This window comes from Mycobacterium cookii, assembly GCF_010727945.1.
Classification (GTDB): Bacteria; Actinomycetota; Actinomycetes; order Mycobacteriales; family Mycobacteriaceae; genus Mycobacterium; species Mycobacterium cookii.
In genome coordinates, this window is sequence record NZ_AP022569.1 from 1281018 (window position 1) to 1298252 (window position 17235).

At 64.4% G+C, this 17235-nt stretch carries 12 protein-coding genes; 5 read left to right on the top strand and 7 right to left on the bottom strand.

Going from position 1 to position 17235, the window contains the following annotated elements:
• Positions 1 to 17: 17 nt before the first annotated feature.
• From G6N27_RS06200 to G6N27_RS06210, 3 genes are all read left to right on the top strand, one after another.
• Positions 18 to 1832: a fatty acyl-AMP ligase gene (locus G6N27_RS06200; protein ID WP_163775550.1), complete on the top strand. Its 1815-nt coding sequence runs from the start codon at positions 18 to 20 to the stop codon at positions 1830 to 1832.
• 73 nt (positions 1833 to 1905) lie between these two features.
• Entirely contained in the window at positions 1906 to 3360 is a 1455-nt protein-coding gene (locus tag G6N27_RS06205) for an aldehyde dehydrogenase family protein (RefSeq protein WP_163775551.1), read from the top strand.
• A gap of 19 nt (positions 3361 to 3379) precedes the next feature.
• On the top strand, positions 3380 to 3811 hold the full coding sequence (locus G6N27_RS06210; RefSeq protein ID WP_163775552.1) for a DoxX family protein: 432 nt from the start codon (positions 3380 to 3382) through the stop codon (positions 3809 to 3811).
• Here the strand turns inward: G6N27_RS06210 and G6N27_RS06215 are convergent.
• Entirely contained in the window at positions 3808 to 5370 is a 1563-nt protein-coding gene (locus tag G6N27_RS06215; protein WP_308207493.1) for a flavin monoamine oxidase family protein, read from the bottom strand. The two genes, G6N27_RS06210 and G6N27_RS06215, sit on opposite strands and share 4 nt — an antisense overlap.
• 49 nt (positions 5371 to 5419) lie before the next feature.
• Between G6N27_RS06215 and G6N27_RS06220 the strand changes: the two genes are divergently transcribed.
• Both G6N27_RS06220 and G6N27_RS06225 read left to right on the top strand, forming a co-directional pair.
• Positions 5420 to 7888: a hypothetical protein gene (locus G6N27_RS06220; RefSeq protein ID WP_163775554.1), complete on the top strand. Its 2469-nt coding sequence runs from the start codon at positions 5420 to 5422 to the stop codon at positions 7886 to 7888.
• On the top strand, positions 7881 to 8594 hold the full coding sequence (locus G6N27_RS06225; protein WP_163775555.1) for a GNAT family N-acetyltransferase: 714 nt from the start codon (positions 7881 to 7883) through the stop codon (positions 8592 to 8594). Before G6N27_RS06220 ends, G6N27_RS06225 begins: the two co-directional genes overlap by 8 nt.
• Positions 8595 to 8596: 2 nt before the next feature.
• Here the strand turns inward: G6N27_RS06225 and G6N27_RS06230 are convergent, their stop codons facing one another.
• From G6N27_RS06230 to G6N27_RS06255, 6 genes are read right to left on the bottom strand one after another with little or no spacing between them, the layout of a single operon-like run.
• Positions 8597 to 9709, bottom strand: coding sequence for an epoxide hydrolase family protein (locus G6N27_RS06230; protein ID WP_163781430.1), 1113 nt, complete (start codon positions 9707 to 9709; stop codon positions 8597 to 8599).
• A 33-nt stretch (positions 9710 to 9742) separates the two neighbouring features.
• Positions 9743 to 10603 (bottom strand): TIGR03619 family F420-dependent LLM class oxidoreductase, encoded by an 861-nt coding sequence (locus G6N27_RS06235; protein WP_163781432.1) that lies wholly within the window; start codon positions 10601 to 10603, stop codon positions 9743 to 9745.
• Positions 10600 to 11211, bottom strand: coding sequence for a PaaI family thioesterase (locus G6N27_RS06240; protein WP_163775556.1), 612 nt, complete (start codon positions 11209 to 11211; stop codon positions 10600 to 10602). The genes G6N27_RS06235 and G6N27_RS06240 overlap by 4 nt, the downstream gene beginning before the upstream one ends.
• 28 nt (positions 11212 to 11239) lie before the next feature.
• The gene (locus G6N27_RS06245; RefSeq protein ID WP_372512929.1) at positions 11240 to 14212 is read right to left on the bottom strand and encodes a bifunctional [glutamine synthetase] adenylyltransferase/[glutamine synthetase]-adenylyl-L-tyrosine phosphorylase; all 2973 of its coding nucleotides are present in this window, start codon (positions 14210 to 14212) and stop codon (positions 11240 to 11242) included.
• Positions 14213 to 14262: 50 nt separating this feature from the next.
• Positions 14263 to 15600: a glutamine synthetase family protein gene (locus G6N27_RS06250; protein WP_163775558.1), complete on the bottom strand. Its 1338-nt coding sequence runs from the start codon at positions 15598 to 15600 to the stop codon at positions 14263 to 14265.
• A 48-nt stretch (positions 15601 to 15648) separates the two neighbouring features.
• Positions 15649 to 17187 carry an alpha/beta hydrolase gene (locus tag G6N27_RS06255; protein ID WP_232065001.1) on the bottom strand — a complete coding sequence of 513 codons (1539 nt, stop codon included), beginning with the start codon at positions 17185 to 17187 and terminating at the stop codon, positions 15649 to 15651.
• Between the last annotated feature and the right edge of the window lie 48 nt (positions 17188 to 17235).

A 17235-nucleotide genomic window follows, 5' to 3' on the forward strand; every position in this document is an offset into this window, starting at 1 on the left:
CGCCTAAACTTTCGGTCATGGCTGGTCTTGGACTGTTGCAGATCGAAGACTGCCTGGACGCCGACGGCAACGTCGCGTTGCCGCCGGATGCCACGCTGATATCCCTCATCGACCGCAACGTTGCCAATGTCGGTGACGCGACGGCCTATCGCTACCTTGACTACAGCGGACCCGCGGATGTGAATGTCGTCGAGGTGACCTGGACTCGGTTCGGGGTCAGGTTGCACGCCATCGGTGCCCATGTGCAACAAGCGGCGGGTCGCGGAGAGCGGGTGGCAATCCTTGCGCCGCAGGGCATCGACTACGTTGCCGGTTTCTACGCGGCCATCAAGGCGGGCACCATCGCGGTGCCGCTGTTCGCTCCCGAATTGCCCGGACACGCCGAACGTCTCGATACCGCGTTGCGCGATTCGGAGCCCACGCTCGTCCTCACCACAACGGCCGCCAAAGAGTCGGTCGAGGGCTTCTTGGCCAATTTGCCCGACCGCCGTCGCCCGCACGTCGACATCATCGATCAGATCCCCGACGCTGCGAGCGAAGACTTTGTCACCACCGAGCTCGGTATTGACGATGTTTGCCATTTGCAGTACACATCGGGCTCGACGCGGCCGCCGGTCGGCGTGGAAGTCACCCACCGAGCGGTCGGCACCAACCTGGTCCAGATGATCCTGTCGATCGACCTGTTGGACCGAAACACGCACGGCGTCAGCTGGTTACCGCTCTACCACGACATGGGTTTGTCGATGATCGGCTTTCCGGCGGTGTACGGAGGACATTCCACGCTGATGTCGCCGGCGGCGTTCGTCAGAAGGCCACAGTGCTGGATTCAGGCCTTGTCCGCCGGCTCGCGGAAAGGTCGCGTCGTCACTGCTGCACCGAATTTCGCGTACGAGTGGGCCGCGCAGCGTGGCCTGCCCGCACAGGGTGATGACATCGACCTGCACAACGTCGTGATGATTATCGGTTCCGAACCGGTCAGCATCGACGCGATCAAAACATTCACCAAAGCGTTTGCGCCCTACGGGTTATCGCGCACGGCGTTCAAACCCTCCTATGGGATCGCCGAGGGAACGCTGTTCGTGGCAACGATCGCGCCCGGCGCGGAAGCGACGGCAGTGTACTTCGACCGTGAACAACTGGGCGCCGGTCACGCGGTACGAGTCTCGGCGGATTCCCCCGACGCCGTAGCGCAGGTGTCGTGCGGCCAGGTGGCTCGCAGTGAGTGGGCAGTGATAGTCAACCCCAGCACCGCGAGCGAACTGCCGGACGGCGAGATCGGCGAGATCTGGTTGCAGGGCAACAACATTGGTCGCGGCTATTGGAGACAGCCCGACGACACGCGTGCGACGTTCGGCGCCGAACTTCGATCACTGCTCGGCGAAGGCAGCCACGCCGGGGGCTCCTTCGTTGACCGCGGCTGGCTGCGGACCGGCGACCTCGGTGTCTATCTCGACGGCGAGCTCTACATCACTGGCCGAATCGCCGATCTGGTGACCATCGATGGCCGCAACCACTATCCACAGGACATCGAGGCCACCGCCGCGGAAGCCTCCCCCGTCGTGCGTCGTGGTTACGCGGCGGCTTTCACCGTGCCGGCCGACGACGGCGGCCAACGGCTGGTGATCGCCGCCGAACGGGCTGCGGGCACCAGCCGGGTGGACCCGCAACCGGCGCTGGAATCGATCGGCAAGGCGGTGCTGCACCGACACCACCTCGACGTCTCCCACGTGGTTTTGCTGCCGGCCGGCGCCATCCCGCGCACCACCAGCGGCAAGCTGGCCCGCCGCGCCTGCCGTGCCAGGTATCTCAACGGCACCCTGGGCGGGCACTAGCCGCCATTCTTGACCACGCGGCGCCGACAGTGCTAAGCAGGTGCTCAGCATTCGACGGTGTGGAAGGGATCAGATGACGCTGCAGGCCGTATTGGACGACATCCGCAAGCGACCCGGCTCGGGTGAAGTCATCCCGGTCATCAACCCCGCGACCGAAGAGACCATCACCGAGTTCACCGACTGCGGGCCCGAGGCGGTCGACGAGGCGGTTGCGCAGGCGAAGTCGTCCTTCGAGGCCGGCGTCTGGTCGCAGCTGCCGGGGCGCGAGCGAGCCAAGATCATGTGGAAGATCGCGGACCTGATCGACGAGCACGCCGAGGAGTTCGCCCAACTCGACTCGCTGAACACCGGGATGCCGCTGCTGCAGGCCACCCTGCAGATGTCGACGTGTTCGGAGTTCTTCCGCTACTACGCCGGCTGGTGTTCGAAGATCAACGGCGTCGCCTATGACGTGAAGACCGACGGCATCGCCAGCGACGCCTACGTCGACATGCACGCCTACACGTTGAAAGAGCCCTACAGCGTGGTGGGCCTGATCTTCCCGTGGAACGGGCCGATCTTCAACGCCAGCGCCAAGCTCGCGCCGGCGCTGGCCGCGGGCTGCAGCGTGCTCGTCAAACCCGCTGAGGAGACACCGCTTTCAGCCGTTCTGCTCGACCAGCTGATCCACCAAGCCGGTGTGCCCGAGGGTGTGGCCAACCTGCTGACCGGCTACGGCCACACCGCGGGTGCGGCGATCACCGCCCACCCCGATGTACAGAAGGTCGCCTTCACCGGGTCGACCGAAGTCGGCAAGGAGATCGTGCGGGCCTCAGCCGACAACCTGAAAAAGGTCACCCTGGAACTCGGCGGCAAGTCGCCGGTGCTGATCTTCGACGATGCCGATATGGACAAGGCCCTGCTGATGGCATCGCTGGGCATCTTCGTGCACTCCGGTCAGGGGTGTGTCTGCGGATCGCGAATCTTCGCGCAGCGCGGCGTGTACGACCGTGTGGTGGAGGGCATCTCGATGATGGCCAACACGTTCAAATACGGCGCCCCCAGTGAGGAGGGCTGCGTCAGCGGCCCGCTGATCAGCCAGAAGCAGCTGAACCGAGTGATGGGCTTCATCGACGAGGGTAAGAGCGACGGCGTCGAGGTCGTCACCGGCGGCTACCGGCTGGACCGCAAGGGCTACTTCGTCCACCCGACCGTGCTCACCAACGTCGACACGAGCATGCGGCTCTACCAGCAGGAGATCTTCGGTCCCGTCGTGACGATCCTGCCGTTCGACGATGAGGACGAAGCCGTGGCGCTGGCCAACGACACCACCTACGGCCTGGCGGCCACCGCCTGGACGCAGGATGTCGGGCGGGCCCACCGGATGCTCAAACGCCTGCACGCCGGCAGCGTCCAGGTCAACTGCCAGTTGGTCTTTGACCACGACGTGCCGTTCGGCGGCCACAAGCAGTCCGGCTGGGGACACGAGTTCGGCAAGGAAGGCATCGACATGTACCTGAAGACCAAGTCGGCCTGGATCCAGCTGTAGGCGCGTATATCGTCGGCGCATGGCGCAGAGTCTCGAGGCCCGGCTGAATTCAAACCTGCCGATCGCCTTATCGGTGTTCCGGGTGATTTTCGGGTTGTTATTCCTCAGCCATGGCCTGTCCTCGGTGATCGGTTGGCCAGCCGCGAGTCATGTTGCACCCGTGGGACAGTGGCCGGACTTCTACGCCGGCTGGATCGAACTGATCACCGGTGCGTTGATCACCGCCGGGCTCTTCACCCGGCCCGCTGCGTTCCTGGCCTCCGGCGAGATGGCGTTCGCCTACTTCACCGTCCACTTCCCGCACGGCTTCTGGCCGATCAACAACCACGGCGAAGACTCGGTGATGTTCTGCTTCGCCTTCTTACTGTTGGTCTTCGCCGGCGGCGGCGCCTATGCGCTCGACGACCATCGCGGCCGGTGGCCCAAGCGCCGAAGTCGATTGCGGCGTTAGGGACTTCCCAACACTGCGTGGGCAGCGGTGTACCCGGCCAGCACCGCGCCTTCAAAGTAGCCCGTCCACTTCGCGGACATCTCGGTGCCGGCCCAGTGAATTCGCCCGACGGGCTCGGTCATGGCCGGACCGTAGGTGGTCAACGTGTTAGGCGCCAGCACGGCGTTGTAGGCTCCCCCGGTCCACTTTTCGCCCAGCCAATTCATCTCTATGAATTCGACTGGATGCCTTGCGTCTTCACCGAAGTACGTCACAATTTCCGAGACAACGTGGTGTCTACGCGCGTTCTCGGATTGATAGGTCAACCGGACGGCGGCGGCCCCGGCGACAAAGCCCGTGAGAATGCCCGGTATGCCGCTGGGCGGTGAACTGTCGGCGGTGAGTAGAACATCCCCATCGCTGATGCTTGCTCCACTGAGCCCTTTGGCGCGCCACCAGGCTGTCGGGTAGACGGCCGCGTATTTGATGACCGAACCCATTGGTGCTCGTTGGGTGAATTGCATACGAGGGGCGGGCAACGGCGGATAGTAATCGATCGCCCCGGCCAAATGGGGAGGAACGGCGACGATCACGAACTCCGCACAATATTCCTGATCGCCGGCGGCGACGGTCACTCCATCCGCCTGCTGGGTGATCCGCGTAACGGGTTTGCCGAGAACTATTCGGTCGCCCAGTTCTTCGGCAATCCGCTCGGGAATCTGACCGGCGGCGCCGTCGAAAAGCGAATGCTCGGGTTCGTCCTCGTCCGGCCCAGCGGCGTACGAGGCGATCGCAAACAGCATCGATGTCGCCCCGGGGTCGGCGCCCTCTTGGTTCAACACCCAGTTGCTGACACAGAATCGGGCGAAATCAGAATTGGTAGCGGTAGCGAGCCAACTCGTCACCGTCTGCGCGTCGAAATCAGCGGAATCTGTTGTCAGCCAAGGTCGCTCGACGTTCACCGTTGCCGCCAACGAACGAAACCGTTCCCACACGCGATGTGCTTCATCGATCCCATCGGTCGTAACCGTCGGGATGGCGGCGTCTGGCGGAAAAGGGCCATCAATGGTCGTTAACGCACCGCGGTAGCTTATGACCGTGCGTCCCGCGTCGTAACTGTCGAAGTACTTGACACCCAACGACTTTGCCAATGACAAAATGTTGGCCTGGGTCGGACCGATCCACTGACCGCCGAGATCGATCCATCCGCCGTCGATCACCGACTTCCGAAGCATTCGGCCGCCGACCCGGTCGCGAGCCTCGAGGATCACGACATCTTTACCAAGCTGCACCAGCTCACGGGCCGAACACAGCCCGGACAAGCCCGCTCCAACAACGATGACGTCAGTTCGGTGACTCATCGGGCTCCGGTCAACCATGACGACCTGTCTCTGAATCGAAGGTGCCTTCTTCACATCTCGTCTGCGAGCCAAGTATCGGGCCTCGCCGTCCGTAGGGGGACGGCTTTGAAAATCGGGTTCGACTCGAGCCGCAAGTCCCGTAGCCTCTGGCACAAGAATCGCCTGTAAACGCTTGAGGCCCCGCTTCAACTCGACTACACGACACGCTGAGGGCCACATGTCCGACCGCGCATCCGTTTACCACGAGCTTCCCAACAGGAGGAAGACCATGACGCAGCCTCATCGGGTCGACTGGAACGCCCTCAAATCTGAGTGGCACGAACGCAGTACCAAAAAGATCCGCGAAATGTTGTGGCGGCTAGAGCTGATCTCCGACCATTCTCTTGACTCTATTCATAAAGCTTTGAAGGTCGAGGAAGTGTGGCTGAAAGGATTCCAGACCACCGATGGCGGGATCTTACTCGCTTACTTCGTATTTGTATGGGGCATGCAAATGTGGGAATTCACCTCCGAGCATGCCGACGTCCGCCGAAAAGTCGCAGACGCACGCATCGGCTATGTTAGCGCGTGTCGCAAAGCTCAGGCGATTATCGACGCCGATGCCCCCGACAAAACCACACAATTCAAGGGCCTGGCGAATTTTCTCGACAGTGACCAGAATATCGTTCATCTGATATTCAGCCACTTCACGATGCCGGCGCACCTCGAGGGCTCTCAGGACCCGGGCGAGATGCCAGTGGAGACTCACGGCACCTTGTTGCTCGATGCCATGGGCGTCGAATCGGCGGTTTATGGAGGATCCACAGCAGCGGCGCGGAAGCGCGCGGAGGCGATCGCAGGACTCTGCAATGAAGTCCTCGAAGGTGACGAGGTCAAAAATGCCAGGTTCTGCGGCCTGTTCAGCGAGGTTCTCGGCTCACATCGGGATTACTACGGCTGTATCGCGAAAGTCGCTGCGGCTCTCCAGCTCGCGGAAGCCGCAGATCTGCACCGGTCGGCCCAGGTGACACGAGAAGCCATGTCGTCGCTCAAGAAAGCACGCGACGACCTTGAGAAAACCCAACAGCGACTTGGCGACGATGTGTATGCCAGCGAGCTGCCGGCTTACCGCATGGCGTTGAAAGCTTGGCATGAAAGGCTCGGCGCGCCACCCCCGTCAGTGCGTCTGGACTCGATGAACATCACCTATATCTATCCGTTCACGTTCCCCGGTATCGAAGGAAACCGGGTTCAGGACATCGTTTTGGACTATGGCCGCGGCGCTGAAATTCCGACCCTCGCCGGTCTGGAGCCGGAAAGGCCTGACAAATTGGAATTGACCGACATGTGGACACATGGAGGCCGTGGTGCGGAAATAAACAGCACTGTCGTCATGAGAATGCCTACGCTGAACGTGACGCTACGCGATGACGCTCAGGCCGCATGCAGCTATGACGTCGAATTTCGATTCAATGAGCCGGGCAACCACTACCTGCGAGTCGACTTAAAATTAGATCAAGAACACGGGACGCACGGCCATAACATAACACTAAACAACATCAACCAGGCCTTACGTCGTTCAACCGTATACAGTGGCGAGCATGAAATAGTGCCCAATCGAGTGAGCACAACTGATGAGCCGCCTTGGTATTTTATAACTGACTATGCCAAAGCCGTAATCAACGATATCAGCGACTCGATCATTGAGAGTGAGAAATCCGGACGGCCTCACAACCGAGAGACGGTGTGGTGCCTTCGGCGGCATCGCGATACCGCAGCGACGTTCGCGGCCGAGGCCGAGGCAACGGAAAAATGCTGGTTCAATCCAGACTTCGACTATCGCATCGTCGTCGCAATCCATGCTGCGTCTTTACTTCACGGCAGACTGACCAGCGAGTTGACGCAAGCAGCCATCGAAAACGCATATGGGCCGGTCCTCTTACAGTTGTTGGGCCGTGAGACAACCGCCTTGGACGAATGGATCTGCTGGGGTGGAAGCCAGCAGCGTCCTAACCTCCTTGGCGACGCCCGGTTTCCATCCGACTTCGCAATGGGAACAGGATCCACCACCGTTCTATACATGCCGTCAACCCCGCGTTGGGCTCAAAGCGGTTACCAAGAGGTTGCTGAGTTCGCGGCCTCGTTGCCCTCTCTCATACGCCAGTCCAGGCGCAGTCTCGAGGAAAAGCTCGACAACGCGGACAATTTCATGCAGAAGGACGACGACAACCGGATCGATGTCCAAGAGTCGGAGCTGGACTGGCGAAGAACAGACCTTCACAAGGCCCTGAAGCATCTTCGGAAGCTTCGGACTTATCTGGTCCCGTCCCAACTCCTCAGCCTGCGCGCGGAGGGAGGTTTCCTTGAGAGCCTCTACCGGGAATCACGACTCCCCGAATTGAAAGAGGACATCGACAGCTACCTCGAAAGAGGTCGCGCAGCGATCGACAGAATGAACATGCGTGAAGCCCGTCTGCACGATCACCGCAATCGCAAATACCAAGACGTCGTCCAAATTTTGCTGTTCGCAGTCGGAACTTTCTCCATAGCCGGCGTTGCTACGCTCTTCCTGACGCTGTATTACGGAGCAGAACTTCCTGGCACGAATACGAAGGTGGAACCGGGCGGTCAATTTCACTCGATGGAAGCTGTTGTCGTGGTTGTGCTGTATCTGCTGGCTGTGGCCATCGGCGCCGTCATTTATTATTGGGCCCGCAAGACCCAGCTCGGCACGCGGAGGAGACGGCCGCGTGGCTGAAGCTCTGCGAATCATCAACTCCACCGAACTCGCGCGCGCACAATTGGAAGCTTTCTACGACGAAATACTCACGCCCTCATTCGATTCCGCCGAGCTTGAGGACCGGACGGAGCTGCTCGACGCACTAGCCGACCCTGAGTCGGTAACCCGTGGAGCGATTGCATTCGGCGCGACGGGTTCTATCGCCGGCGGGATCGTCGGGGATTGGTTTACTGGTTCCTGCGTCATGTTGATCTCATACCTGGCAGCTCGCCCAGGCTTCCGTGGCCACGGAATCGGCGAACAGCTGATTCGCGAGGTCCTTCCGGCGTGGACGTCATGTCTTGGCGCGCTCCTGACCGTCGCCGAGGTCGAAGACCCGCGTTTCTACCGTATCGACGAGCAACACGGTGACCCCGAAGCGCGGCTGCGCTTCTACGCGAGATTGGGCGCGAGAATCATTGATATTCCGTACTTTCAGCCAGCCCTCAGCAAGGAGCAATCGCGAGTGCGAAACCTCTTCCTGATGCAGCTGGGGGCAGATGAGTCGGTGACGAGGCAAGACAACATGCTTGATTCCGCAACTCTGACTCGCTTTATCGACGAATATCTGGCTGCCACCGAGGGCGACGTCGATGACGACGAGGTCCGCGCCCTACGGGCCGCCCTTCAAGCCAAAAACGCCATTCCCTTACTCGATCCGGCCGAGTTCCTCAGCGGCGACTAGGTTTACCGCACCGTTGCGAAGAACACCCGGACGTCGTCGACGAACAACTCCGGCTGCTCGAAGGCGGCGAAATGCCCACCCTTGGGCATCGTCGTCCAGTGCGTGATGTTGTACGCGGCGTCACACCAGCTTCGTGGTGTGCGCAGGATTTCCTTCGGAAACGCGGCGACTCCCGTGGGCAGCTCCACTCGGCCGTCGCTGATAAAGCTGTTGAAGCTCTCCCAGTACAGCCGGGCTGAAGATGCGCCGCTTCCGGTGACCCAGTACAGCATCACGTTGTCGAGCAATTCGTCACGGCTGAGCACGTTTTCGGGGTGCCCGTCGCAGTCGGCCCACGCCCAGAACTTCTCGATGACCCACGCCATCTGCCCCACCGGCGAGTCGACCAGTCCATAACCGAGCGTCTGCGGCCGGGTGGATTGTTGTTTGGAATAGCCGGTGCCCCACTTCCGGTGTTCCGCATAGGCGGCCAGGGCCTGTTGATCGTCCTCGGTGAAGTCGCCCGAACCGGCAGGCTTGGCGATCGGCATGTTCAGGTGGATGCCCACACACCGGCCCTTGTTGCGGCCGATCTGGGTGGTCACCGCCGCACCCCAGTCGCCGCCCTGCGCGCCGTACCGGTCGTAGCCGAGCCTGCCGACCAGCGTCTCCCACGCGTCGGCGATCTTCTCCACGCCCCACCCGGTGTGAGTGGGACGGCCGGAGAATCCGTAACCCGGCAACGACGGGCAGATCACGTGGAAGGCGTCTTCCGCGCGGCCGGACGGCGGGTTGACCAGCGGCTCGATCACCTTGTGAAACTCCACCACCGAGCCCGGCCAGCCGTGCGTGATCACCAACGGCAGCGCGCCGTCGTGCGGCGAGCGCTGGTGGATGAAATGGAGGTCCAGACCGTCGATTTCGGTGACGAACTGATCGAACCGGTTGAGCGCGGCTTCCCGGGCGCGCCAGTCGTAACCGTTGGCCCAGTAGCCGGCCAATTCGCGGGTGTAGGCCAGCGGGATGCCCTGGCTCCAGTCGTCGACGGTTTCGGCTTCCGGCCATCGGGTCCGCGCCAACCGTTCGTCGAGGTCGTCGAGAACGGCGGTGGGGACGTCGATGCGATACGGCCTGATTTCCGACATAGCCTTCATCATGCAGGCATCCGCTCAGCCGTCGAGGTCGAGGTCCTTGCGAAACCGCTTCATGCCGTCGACCTTGTCGGCCAGCGTGGCATCGGGTCCGGAGTAGAACATCCACGGCATGGTCAGGATGCCGGTGATACCGGCATCCTCGGCGCGTTGGTAGTCGGCGATGGTGAACGCATCGGTCAGTGGCGTCAGGATGGTGAAATCCTGCTCTGCCACACCGTTTTCGGCGCGCAGCTCGCGCAGCCTGGACGCGGCAGCGATGGCACGCTCGGTGGTGATCAGGTCGCCGATCCAGCCGTCGTAGCGGGCCGCGCGGCGCAGCGCGATGTCGCTGAGCCCGCCGACGTAGATCGGGATTCGCGGCGGCGTCGGCTGCATCTCCAGCCTCGGCGTCTGGTAGAACTCACCGTCGAACTCCGTCCAGTCCGGCGACCACAGCGCACGCATCAACTCCAGCATCTCGTCGGTGCGCCTGCCCCGGCCGGCGAAGCGCTGCTCCATCAGGGCGAATTCCTCGGCGCACCATCCCACGCCGACACCGAGTTCCACTCGTCCGTCGGCCAGATACGCAGCGGTGCCAATGGCTTTGGCCGCCGAGTAGGGATTGCGCATGGCCGGGATGTAGACCGTGGTGACGAACCGCAGCCGCGTGGTGACCTGGGCGAGCGCGCCGACCAGCACCCACGGATCGGGCCATTCGGTGAACGGCTGCCAGCGCCGCTCACCGTCTTTGGTGTACGGGTACGGAGTGTTGAGCGTTTCCAGGTTGACGATGTGGTCGGGAATCGCGATGCCGTCGTAGCCGAGATCGTCGGCGGCCTTGGCGACGTCGATGATCTCCCGGGTATCGAGAAACGCACTGCTGACGTAGAACTTCACTCGGCGTCCCGCGCCCACGCCGGCTTGATGAAAATACCCTCCGCCTCGGCCGTGATCCCTTCGCCATCGGAAAGATGGCCGGAGACAAAGGATTTGACGCCTTCGGTGCGTTCAACGGCGGCCTCGGCGCGAAGCCGGCCCAAGGGAGTGCCCCGCACGTAGCGAATGGTGATGGTTCCGGTGAACAGCGGCTTGGTCAGCCCTTCGCTGGCGGCCTCGCCGAGGACGTGGTCGAGCACCAGCGCACACACTCCCCCGTGCACCAGGCCGGGCGGGCCCTCGTAGGCGGCGTTCAGGGTGAACTCGCTCCAGCAACTGCAGCCGTCGTCGCCGTGCTGGATGGTCAGCGGCGGCGCGATCGGGTTGCGCAGCCCGATCACCGCGTTGTTCCACACCAGCGGCCGCCCACCGACCGAATAGCGCACCACCTGCGAGTCGTCCCGTTGCTTGCTGCGCAACGCGTCGGTGGCGGCCTGGACCGCCGCGCGGGCGGTGGCGATCGCGTCCGGGTCCGCTTCGGTGCGCAGCGCTGCGTCGATCAGCTCGCGCATGTCGTCGGTGAGCGGGCCGTAGAGCGCCATCAAACGTGCGTGGTCGTCATCGCTCATGACCTCGTAGGAAAAGTTCAAGATTTGGCTACTCGTCAAAGATCTTGTGCACGACCGCTTTTGCGCGCCGGGTGACTCGCAGATAGTTGTCCAGGAATTCGCCGCCGTCGCCGTTCTTCTGCCAGCCGGCCGCGACGGCGACGGTGTTGAGCTGGCGTCCCGGCCCGGGCAGCTGGTCGCTGGGCTTGCCGCGGACCAGCACCAGCGCATTGCGCGCCCTGGTGGCGGTCAGCCACGCCTCACGCAACAAGTCGGCGTCCTCGGCGGTGATCAGCGCGGCCTCGGCGGCGGCGTCGAGGCTCTCCAGCGTCGAGGTGTTGTGCAATGCCTCGACGTCGCTGGCGTAGCGCAGCTGCAGCAGCTGTACCGTCCACTCGATGTCGGCCAGACCGCCGCGGCCCAGCTTGGTATGCGTTTTGGGGTCGGCGCCGCGCGGGAGTCGCTCAGAGTCGACGCGTGCTTTCATACGCCGGATTTCGAGCACCGTCTCGGGCGACACCCCATCCGCGGGATAGCGCGTCTTGTCGATCATCAGCAGGAACCGCCGGCCCAACTCGGGGTCGCCGGCGACGGCATCGGCCCGCAGCAGGGCCTGGACCTCCCAGGGCTGGGCCCACTGGTCGTAGTACGCGGCGTAGGACGCGATGGTGCGGACCAGCGGACCGCTGCGGCCCTCGGGCCGCAGGTTGGCGTCGACCTCCAACGGCGGATCGGAGCTGGCGGTTCCGAGCAACGCGCGGGTCTGCTCGGCCACCGCGCCGGCCCAGCGCACCGCGTCGGAATCCTGTGCACCCTCGGCGGGTTCGCAGACGAACAGCACGTCGGCGTCGGACCCGTAACCCAACTCGCGGCCGCCGAGCCTGCCCATGCCGATCACGGCGATCGCGGCCGGCGCTTTGCCGTCGTCGGGTAGGTTCGCCTGGATCACCGCGTTCAGCGCGGCTTGCAACACTGCCACCCACACCGAGGTGAGCGCCGCGCAGACGTCGGTGACCTCCAGCATGCCGAGCAGGTCGGCCGACGCGATGCGGGCCAGCTCGCGGCGCCGCAGCGAGCGCGCGATCGCGATGGACCGCACCGGGTCGATCTGCCGGCCCGCCGACGCCACCAGCGCGCCGGCCACCGTCTCGGGGTCGACATCAAGCAGCTTGGGCCCGGACGGGCCGTCGCTGTAGTTCTGGATGACCTCGGGTGCGCGCATCAACAGGTCCGGTACATATGCCGACGTGCCGAGCACGTGCATCAGCCGTTTGGCCACCGCCAGCTTGTCCCGCAGCGTGGACAGATACCACCGGTGCGCAACCATCGCCTCGCTGATCCGGCGGTAGGCCAGCAGGCCGGCATCCGGGTCGGGGGTGTCGGAAAGCCAGTCCAGCAGCCGCGGCAGCAGCACCGATTGCACCCGGCCCCGGCGGCCGCTCTGGTTGATCAGCGCGGCCAGGTGGGTCAGCGCACTCTGCGGCGCCTCGTAACCCAGGGCGGCCAGCTGACGCTCGGCGGCCGCGGGCGTCATCCCTTCGGAGAACTCCAGGCCTTCTGGCGCAAGCGATTCCAGCAGCGGCTGATAGAACAGCTTGGCGTGCAGCCGCGACACCCGCAGGGCGTGGCGTCGCAGCTCTTCTCGCAGCACCCCGAGTGCGTCGTGACTTCCGTCGGGCCGGATGTGGGCCGCGCGCGCCAGCCAGCGCAGCGCCTCGTCGTCGTCGAATGCCGGCAACAGGTGGGTGCGTTTGAGCCGCTGCAACTGCAGCCGATGTTCGAGCAGGCGCAGGAACTCGTACGAGGCGGTCATATTCGCGGTGTCGTCACGCCCGACGTAGCCGCCTGCGCCCAGGGCGGCCAGCGCGTCCACCGTCGACGCGACGTGTAAGGACTCGTCGGTGCGACCGTGCACGAGTTGCAGGAGCTGCACTGCGAATTCAACGTCGCGCAGCCCGCCGCTGCCGAGTTTGAGCTCACGGGTCCGGACGTCGGCGGGCACCAGCTGCTCCACCCGACGTCGCATCGCCTGGACCTCGCTGACGAAATCGTCACGCTCGCAAGCGGTCCACACCATCGGCATCAGGGCGGCGATGTACTGCTTGCCCAGTTCGGCGTCGCCGGCCGCGGGTCGGGCCTTCAGCAACGCCTGGAATTCCCAGGTCTTGGCCCACTGCTGGTAGTAGGTGATGTGCGAGTCGAGGGTGCGGACCAGTTCGCCGTGCCGGCCCTCCGGCCGCAGCCCGGCGTCCACTTGGAAGAAGGCGTCAGAGGCCAACCGCATCATCTCGCCGGCGACCCGGGCGGATACCGGATCGGCAGACTCGCCGACGAAGATCACGTCGACGTCGCTGACGTAGTTCAGTTCGCGCGCACCGCATTTGCCCATGGCGATGACCGCCAGCCGGGGTGGTGTGGCATCGCCGCAGACGGTCGATTCGGCGACCGACAGCGCCGCCGCCAACGCGGCGTCGGCGATGTCAGCCAGGTGCGCACCGATGGCGCTGAACGGCAGCACCGGCTCGTTCTCGACCGTCGACGCCAGATCCAGAGCGGCCAACACCAGCACCCGGTTGCGGTACAGCGTCCGCAACCGCCAGACGACTGACCCTGCGGCCCTTGGCGGTTCGGCGACACACTCGGCGAAGGCGGTGCCCAACTGCCCGACGGTGGGCAACCTCACGCTGCCCTGCAACAGATGCCACGCCTGCGGGTTGGCGACCAGGTGATCACCCAGCGCCAGCGACGACCCGAGCACGCCGAACAGCCGACCGCGCAGCCCGCGGTCGCTCGCGAGCGCCGCATTGAGCTCGTCCCAGCCGTCGCCGAGCGCTTCGGCCAGCCGGACTATCGCGCACAGGGCGGCGTCGGCGTCCGGCGCACGCGACAACGACCACAGCACGTCGACCCGAGACTCGACGTTCCAACCCAGCTTCGCCAGGTTGGCGTTCGCCCGGTCGTCGACCAACCCCAATCGGCCGAGGCTGGGCACCTTCGACCGCTGCGTTACGGGTTGGTTCACGTCCACGACGGTAGCGCAGATCGCTGGAGATCTGGCCGAGCCCTCAGGAGTTACAGCGAAAGGTACGTCTTCAGCTCATAGGGCGTGACGTGGCGGCGGTAGTTCGCCCACTCGGTGCGCTTGTTGCGCAGGAAGAAGTCGAAGACGTGCTCTCCCAGCGCTTCCGCGACAAGTTCGGAACCCTCCATCGCGCGCAGGGCCTCGTCGAGGCTGGACGGCAACTCGCGGTACCCCATCGCGCGCCGCTCCACCGGGGTGAGATCCCAGACGTTGTCCTCGGCCTGCGGCCCCAGCACGTACCCCTTTTCCACACCGCGCAGCCCGGCGGCCAGCAGCACCGCGAACGCCAGGTACGGGTTGCACGCGGAATCGGGGCTGCGCACCTCGATGCGCCGCGACGACGTCTTGTGCGGGCTGTACATCGGAATGCGCACCAGCGCCGACCGGTTGGCCGCTCCCCACGACGCGGCCGTGGGGGCCTCGCCGCCGAGCACCAGCCGCTTGTAGGAGTTCACCCATTGGTTGGTCACCGCGCTGATCTCGCTGGCGTGCTCGAGGATTCCGGCGATGAACGACTTGGCGACGTCGGACAACTGCAGCGGGTCGTCCGGGCTGTGGAAGGCGTTGACCTCGCCTTCGAACAGGCTCATGTGGGTGTGCATGGCCGACCCGGGGTGCTTCCCGAACGGCTTGGGCATGAAGGTCGCTCGCATGCCCTCTTCCAGCGCAACTTCCTTGATGACGTAGCGGAACGTCATCACGTTGTCGGCCATCGACAGTGCGTCGGCGAACCGCAGATCGATCTCCTGCTGGCCGGGCGCGCCTTCGTGGTGGCTGAACTCCACCGAGATGCCCATCGATTCCAGGGCCTCGATGGCGTGCCGGCGGAAGTTGGACGCGGTGTGCACGGCCTGGTCGAAGTAGCCGGCGTTGTCGGCCGGGACGGGCACCGTGCCGTCCTCGGGACCGGGCTCCAGCAAGAAGAATTCGATCTCCGGGTGCACGTAGCACGAGAAGCCCAGGTCGTTGGCTTTGCCTAGCTGACGCCGCAGCACGTGCCGCGGGTCCGCCCACGACGGCGAACCGTCGGGCATGGTGATGTCGCAGAACATCCGCGCCGAGTGGTGGTGACCACCCTGGGTCGCCCAGGGCAGGACCTGGAAGGTCGACGGGTCGGGGTGCGCGACGGTGTCGGATTCGGTCACCCTGGCAAAGCCCTCGATGGACGACCCGTCGAAGCCGATTCCTTCTTCGAACGCGCCCTCAAGCTCCGCCGGTGCGATCGCCACCGACTTGAGGTAGCCGAGCACATCGGTGAACCACAGCCGGACGAATCGGATGTCCCGTTCCTCCAGCGTGCGGAGCACGAATTCCTTCTGTCGATCCATACCTGGAACAGTATGCATTGACAATTAAGTTTGTGTTACCGGCGCGGATTAACACCTTAAGTTTCCCGGCTCGACGCCGTCGATCAGATACCTGGCCACCGCGTCGTCCACGCAATCGTTTCCGTTGAACACCACCGTGTGCTGGGTGCCCTCGAAGGTGATCAGTTGCGCGCCGAGTTGGTGGGCCAGGTCGACACCGGCCTGGTACGGGGTGGCGGGGTCGTGGGTGGTGGACACGACGACGACTTGTCCGGGCGCGACCGGCGCGGCCGGATGCGGCGACGACGTCGCCGGCACCGGCCAGAGCGCGCACAGGTCGCGGGGCGCCTGCCCGGTGAACTGCCCGTAGGACGTGAACGGCGCGACCTGGCGGATGCGCCGGTCTGCGTCGGCCCACGCCGCCGGGTCGGTGGGTTGGGGCGCGTCGACGCAGCGCACCGCGTTGAAGGCGTCCTGGGAGTTGTTGTAATGCCCGTGGGCGTCGCGACCGTAGTACTCGTCGGCGAGCGTCAACAGGTCACCTGGATCGGTGCCGCGCCGCAGCCCGAGCAGACCACTGGTCAGGAACTTCCAGAACTGCGGCGTGTACAGCGCGTTGAAGGTACCGGTGATCGCGTCGGAGTACCCGAGACCACGCTTGTCCGAGGTGGCCGCGGGTTTGGCCACCAACGGGTCGATCAGTTGGTGATACCGAGTGACGAACTGCGTCGGGTCGGTGCCCAACGGGCAGTCCGTCGAGTGGGCGCAGTCGGCGGCGTAGTCGTTGAAGGCGGTCTGGAACCCGGCTTCCTGGTTGACGGTCTGGTCGATCGGGCCGATGCTGGGGTCGATCGCGCCGTCGAGCACCATCGCCCGGACGTGGTCGCCGAAGCGCTCGACGTAGGCCGTGCCCAACTCGGTGCCGTAGCTGAAACCCAGATAGTTGATCTGGTCGTCGCCCAGCGCCTGGCGTACCTGATCCATGTCGCGCGCGACGTCCGCGGTTCCTATATTTCCCAAGAATGCCTGACCATTGCGAGCCAGGCAGTGCTGGGCCACCTGCCGGTAGACCTGCTCGATGTGGGCCACGCCCGCCGGGCTGTAGTCGACCATCGGCTCGCGCCGGAAGGCGTCGAAATCGGCGTCGCTCTGGCAGCGCAACTCCGGGGTCGAATGGCCGACGCCGCGGGGGTCGAAGCCGACCAGATCGAACCGGCGACTGACTTCGGAGCCCGCCAGACCTGGTCCCATCGCGGCGACCATGTCGACCGCCGACGCGCCGGGTCCTCCCGGGTTGACCAGCAGCGAGCCGATGCGCGGTCCGGTCGCGGGGATGCGAATCACCGCGAGCTGAACCTGCGCGCCGCCCGGATTGTTGTAGTCGACCGGAACCGCGACGCTCCCGCACTGCGCACTGGGAACGTCGGCGGGGCTGCGCAGCGTCTGCCGGCAACTCCCCCAGTTCAAGCGCGCCGAGGCGTTAGGTGTCGGCCCGGTGTCGTATCCGGGCGCCGCGTTCGTCACCGGTGTCCACGCAACAGCTGCCGCCGACAGGATTACAGACAGCAGCGCAGAGAACACCCCCCTCATGCGCCACATGGGGGTCAATCGTTGCATGCGTCGGCCACAGGCGGTGATCCCATTGGTCACACCTTG

Bases quoted from the DNA above. Each gene is read 5' to 3' on its own strand.
- G6N27_RS06215 (WP_308207493.1), bottom strand. From the start codon at position 5,370: ATGTGGCCCTCAGCGTGTCGTGTAGTCGAGTTGAAGCGGGGCCTCAAG.
- G6N27_RS06240 (WP_163775556.1), bottom strand. From the start codon at position 11,211: ATGAGCGATGACGACCACGCACGTTTGATGGCGCTCTACGGCCCGCTC.
- G6N27_RS06210 (WP_163775552.1), top strand. From the start codon at position 3,380: ATGGCGCAGAGTCTCGAGGCCCGGCTGAATTCAAACCTGCCGATCGCC.
- G6N27_RS06250 (WP_163775558.1), bottom strand. From the start codon at position 15,600: ATGGATCGACAGAAGGAATTCGTGCTCCGCACGCTGGAGGAACGGGAC.
- G6N27_RS06200 (WP_163775550.1), top strand. From the start codon at position 18: ATGGCTGGTCTTGGACTGTTGCAGATCGAAGACTGCCTGGACGCCGAC.
- G6N27_RS06220 (WP_163775554.1), top strand. From the start codon at position 5,420: ATGACGCAGCCTCATCGGGTCGACTGGAACGCCCTCAAATCTGAGTGG.
- G6N27_RS06205 (WP_163775551.1), top strand. From the start codon at position 1,906: ATGACGCTGCAGGCCGTATTGGACGACATCCGCAAGCGACCCGGCTCG.